We start from the raw sequence: 5,074 nt of genomic DNA, 5'->3' as shown, positions 1-5,074 counted from the left end.
TGCTAATTTTCTCGGATTTGTACAATTAGCTTGTACAATTATATTATTAAGAAACTACTTTTGAGATACGCTCTAATTATTCCTATTTATTCTGGTAAGGAGAAGATTACACCTATTCAATGGCCATTGAAAGCATCAATATTTATTTTCCGGATGATAACCGGCAAATGCAGCATAAAAATATATGTTTTATTTTGAAAACTATAGTAGGGGAATCCCTACAATTTTCTCAATTAGTGAAAATTAACACGGGATCCAATGTCTGTATTTACCTTTTTGATGGAATTGAAATTAGCATGCCGGTTTTACCTAAATTTTTTACAACAATTCGTTTTTTAAAAAAGTAGCTAATCGTTCAGGTGTAATATTTATTGCTACAATTTTTCCCTGTTGGTTAATTAAAAAGTTACTGGGATAACTCTGAATATAAATGGATTGTGCCTGTTTGCCGGCTGTATCAATACATTGCCTCCAGGGATATTGTTTTTGTGCTAAAACTGCTTTATATTGTTGTAATGTAGAAGCTCCATCGGTTGTAATAGCTATTATTTCAAATCCTTTGGTATGGTATTGTTTGTAAATAGGTTTCAATAATTCAAATTGCCCAATACACGGGCTGCAACTGCTGTACCAAAAATCAACTAATGTGTATGCAGGTATGTCACGCTTCCATCCAGGCACTTTTGCCTGAATAAAATGCAATAATGGAAAAGGTTCTCCAATGGTTTTTGTACGCAATTGCTCTAAGAAGGTAATTAATATCTGCTGAATTGGCGTGGGAAATAGTCCATTTTGTTGTAATAATTTTTCATAAGCAACTCGATAGCCCATTTTGTTCATATTCCAATACAATATCCATGGGTTAATATTAGCATTTGGATGCGCTTTTATATAATCTACTAAAATACTATCCCGTTGGTTTCTGTAATTGTTTCTTTGTAATTCAAAATGCATAGTACATACTTTTCTATCTGCGATATTTTCTATGACATTGCAATTGGTGGTATCGTAAAGCGTTAAAATGTTTTTATTTACAATATCAAACAAACTCAAATAATGTATGAATGTATCTTGAATTGAATTATTACTTATCTCAACACCCCAACCTACATCAAAAGGATTGTGGTTGGCGGCTTGTTGAAAAGTAATATTTTGGTATCCTGTGTCAATAAAAAACGGTTCAGTAATAAAATCATTTTCAACATTGATTAATCTGTACAAAGCCGGTTGCAGAATATACCCGCTAATGGTAAAATGATGTTTGTTTACTTGTATGGTATCGGGAAACTGATTACCCTGATATAGTACAGATGTAGCCAACTCATTATTTTCTATATTTTTCACTAATTTTAAATATCCTTTTTCTATTTTATTGATGGTTCCACTAATGTGGCAATTGGTTTGAGCAGATGCTATGCTTAAAGAACAAATCAATGGGAGCTGAAAAATTAATCTTATCATAAATAGATCGTTTTAAAACTCAGCATACATTTAAAAAATGTATGCTGATAAAAAGGGAATGAGAAAATAAATCTTATTACATAAGGCTGGCTAACTGAGAGGTACACCAAAGACCGCCAGAATGCACTTCGCAAATACAGGATTTTGTTCCACATGCATCACCAGATGCTTTCCCATCACAAGAAATGCTGGTGCCACAGCCAAAATCTTCTCCCGCTTTAATTTGTTTCATTTCTGCCCAGCTCAATTGCTGCTGCAAATCAGCAAGACTAATTTTTTCTGTTGTCATTTTTTTACATTTAAAAGTGATTGAATGTTTGCCGTGAGCTTAAAGCATCACCCGGCGTTGGCTTACCCGGTATGCTGCTTGTACTTCGCAGCAGGCTTTCCACCGGATATTTTTTTAGGGAATGCAATCAAAAGAAGATAGTATGTATGCCTACTCATAAAATTTCTATTTTTTACATTTTAATAGCCTACAAATGTTTTAGTGCCGCTTTCATTTCATTTAAATTAGAATATACATTCATGATATGGCCTGTACTATCTACTATTAACTGCGTTGGAAAACCCATGATTTGTAATGTGTCCATTAAATATTTTTCTTTATTAGGGATGATGGTATATTTAAACGGATGATTAGGTAAAAATGCTTTGATGCTATCTGCACTATCAAATGCTAGACCTAAAAAACCAATATCAAGTCTGTTGTTGTATGCATCTACCAATTCATTCAATTGAGGAAATTCAGCAACACAGGATTTACAATGAATAAACCAGCAATTTACTGCATAGGTTCTCCGTGGTGTACTATTGTTACCAACGATGACTCCGTTTATCGTTTTGAAATTAAAGTTAGGTAGTGACATACCGCGCATAGAATCATAATGTGATTCAACAATAGCTTTATTGCGAATCAGATTCCCAACTTCCGCATTATGGGCTATGGCTAATTGATATTGAATAGTACTGTCTTTGCTTTTTAATCTCACTGGTATATATTGACCCGTCACTAACTGTTTTAAAAATTCTTTTTTGGTAATCAGGCTGTCTTTTTCATTGAAAGCAATGCAGTCTGCCGACCAATTCATGTAATCACGTTCATAATACAACCAACTCATGATATTTTTTTCAATGTCTGGGGCATTCACAATAGCAATAGCATTTTTATTGGGTGACGTACATCCATAAAAAAAATAAATAAGTAACCATACGAATGTATATTTCATAACCTTAAGTTTAGGTGTATAAACCAGAAGGAAATCTATATTTCCCTCTGGTAAAAAATAAAAGCTTCAACTGTTAGTATTATTTAACATTCAACTGCAGTTGCGCCAGAGGCACAATCCGGACGTGCAGCAGGTTGGCAAATACTACAGTTGGAAGTGCCGGTCCAGCAACACATATATCCCTGTGTGCCAGATAAGCCCTGATCTAAGTTACCACCCGCTTTAATTTATTTCATTTCTGCCCTGCTCAATTGCTGTTGTAAGTCGGCAAGGCTCATTTTTTTTGTTTGCATTTTTTTAAATTTTAAAGTGATTGAATGTTTGCCGGGAGATTAACGCATCACCCGGCGTTGGCTTATCCGGTATGCTGCTTGTACTTCGCAGCAGGCGTTCCACCGGATATTTTCTTTTAGCGAACGTAACCAAAAGAAAAGCTTTCATAACTTTATTTAATTGATGATATTTTTTAAATCTTCAATGGAATAATCTTCCGGCAATCTGTAACCATTGATAAATAGTGTGGGTGTAAATGCAATGGCTGCCTCACGAACCCATTGATTCATCGCATTTACTTTTTCCTGCTGGTCTTTTAAAGACACTTTTACAGGAAATTTGGAGGCAAATTGTTCATAATCTTTTTCCGGCGATAAGTACCAGGCATCTAATGCATTTTTTGTCTTTAACTCATCACCTTCTGCATATATACCCATTAAATGGTTTACAACTATTTCTCCTTTAGAACTGGATAAAAAAATTATTTTAACCTGAATATCCTTATTTGAATGGATGAGTTCTTCCAGAACGGGATGTGCTTTTGAGCAGGGGTTACAATAGGGATTGCAAACTTTGATGATGATGATTTTACCTTCCGGATTGCCGATTGTTATGCCAATATTTTGCCAGCCATCAAGTGCAGTTGGCTGAAGTACTAACAAACCATTGAATACGTCGGGATTAAAATGAGTTCTTCTATAAGCCTGATAATATAACTGATATTTTTTGGCATCTTGAAATACTGGTTTTAAAAAGAATAAGTAATTTGTTGGTAAAACGATTGCAATAAAAAATGAAGCCAGCATATTTAAGTTGAAAATTGTTAAATCAGATATTTTTGTAAATATGCCAACATAAATAACCGACCAAAGCAGTTCCAGTAAAAGTGCTGATTGAACTATTAAACACAAAGGGCACCATTGTTTCATCACTTTCCATTGATAATAAATACTAAAAATAATATAAGGGCTTACACAGACACTCAATAAGGCTATAATAGAAAATTTATTATCTAAATTTAAGCCGGGTAGCAGTAAAAAAATACATGTGGCTGAAAAATAAATAAAGCCTAATTCACTCCAGGATATTCCGGCAATTTTTGAAGCTTTACTATGTAGAATAGCGCCACAATTTGTTTTCTTACCAATACCGCATAAATTTTTTATAAATGGATTATTTTGGTCAATTTCATATACCAACAGTAGGCTGGTTGCTAGAATTCCAATTAGCTTAATACATACAATGGCTATATATGGAATATAGCTATTGAAAGGTATTGATAGGTTAAGTACCATTAATCCTGCAATGGCTGCAATGCCTGCAACAATGGCTATCCACTGCTTTAACCTTGCGTACATTTCTTCTTTTTTATATTCCTTATATTGCTGATTATTTTTTTGAGTAGCATTTTCTGTTACCCAAACAATTTGTTGAAATGATTGTAAAAACTGTTCTTTCGATATGGTTTTTTGATTAACCCGGTTATGATAAAAAGTAACGTCATTTTTGTTGATGTCTTGTACTAAAATAAAATCTTTACCCACATTTTCTACCTGATGAAAGGCAATAAATGGTGTTTCTAAGCTTTCTACTTGTGTTGCTTTTAATTTAAAAGCCGCGTTGTTTAGGTTAAATTTTGAAAAGGTATCGCTTAGGCTTAATAAGCTGGGATAAAATGGATGTTCTAAAAGTGATTGTTTTATTTGCGATGCTGTTATTGGTATCCTTTTCAATTTAGCGTATTTTATAGCTACCGCATCTAAGGATGTGTTAAAACTATATACCATAAATATATTTTTTTTGTAAACTTAATAATTTTAGTAATATGCACTATGTAGGGGAATCCCTACAATTTACTAAAAATTGAATTTTGTAGGGAATTCCCTACTTAAAAAAATTAAGCTATATATATATATATATATATATGCTATATTTACAAAAACATTTTGAATGAAAGTTTTTATTTATCAAAGTCAATCTGATGTAGCAATTTTGGTAAGGCATCACATACAACGTTGCTTTCCATCCTTATCAATTGCTTTGTTTAACAACGCGGTACATTTTTTACAGCAACTTCATTTTGCCAAACCGTTGCCCCATTTCATTGTGTT

5 protein-coding genes are annotated in these 5,074 nt (G+C 33.2%); all 5 read right to left on the bottom strand.

Annotated features, from left to right (window positions below):
- Positions 1 to 318: 318 nt before the first annotated feature.
- Entirely contained in the window at positions 319 to 1,461 is a 1,143-nt protein-coding gene (locus JK139_RS15260) for a TlpA family protein disulfide reductase (RefSeq protein WP_218332135.1), read from the bottom strand.
- A gap of 76 nt (positions 1,462 to 1,537) precedes the next feature.
- Complete coding sequence (locus tag JK139_RS15255; protein ID WP_218332133.1) at positions 1,538 to 1,750, bottom strand: hypothetical protein; 213 nt, start codon at positions 1,748 to 1,750, stop codon at positions 1,538 to 1,540.
- 187 nt (positions 1,751 to 1,937) lie between these two features.
- The gene (locus JK139_RS15250; RefSeq protein WP_218332131.1) at positions 1,938 to 2,690 is read right to left on the bottom strand and encodes a TlpA family protein disulfide reductase; all 753 of its coding nucleotides are present in this window, start codon (positions 2,688 to 2,690) and stop codon (positions 1,938 to 1,940) included.
- Positions 2,691 to 2,987: 297 nt separating this feature from the next.
- Positions 2,988 to 3,131 carry a hypothetical protein gene (locus tag JK139_RS15245; RefSeq protein ID WP_218332129.1) on the bottom strand — a complete coding sequence of 48 codons (144 nt, stop codon included), beginning with the start codon at positions 3,129 to 3,131 and terminating at the stop codon, positions 2,988 to 2,990.
- 8 nt (positions 3,132 to 3,139) lie between these two features.
- Positions 3,140 to 4,750 carry a vitamin K epoxide reductase family protein gene (locus JK139_RS15240; RefSeq protein WP_218332127.1) on the bottom strand — a complete coding sequence of 537 codons (1,611 nt, stop codon included), beginning with the start codon at positions 4,748 to 4,750 and terminating at the stop codon, positions 3,140 to 3,142.
- Between the last annotated feature and the right edge of the window lie 324 nt (positions 4,751 to 5,074).

Origin of the sequence: Hydrotalea lipotrueae, assembly GCF_019249625.1 — a bacterium.
In the GTDB taxonomy this organism is placed as follows: Bacteria; Bacteroidota; Bacteroidia; order Chitinophagales; family Chitinophagaceae; genus Hydrotalea; species Hydrotalea flava.
Note: the sequence above shows the minus strand (reverse complement) of the source record. Positions and strands in the feature narration are given on the sequence as shown.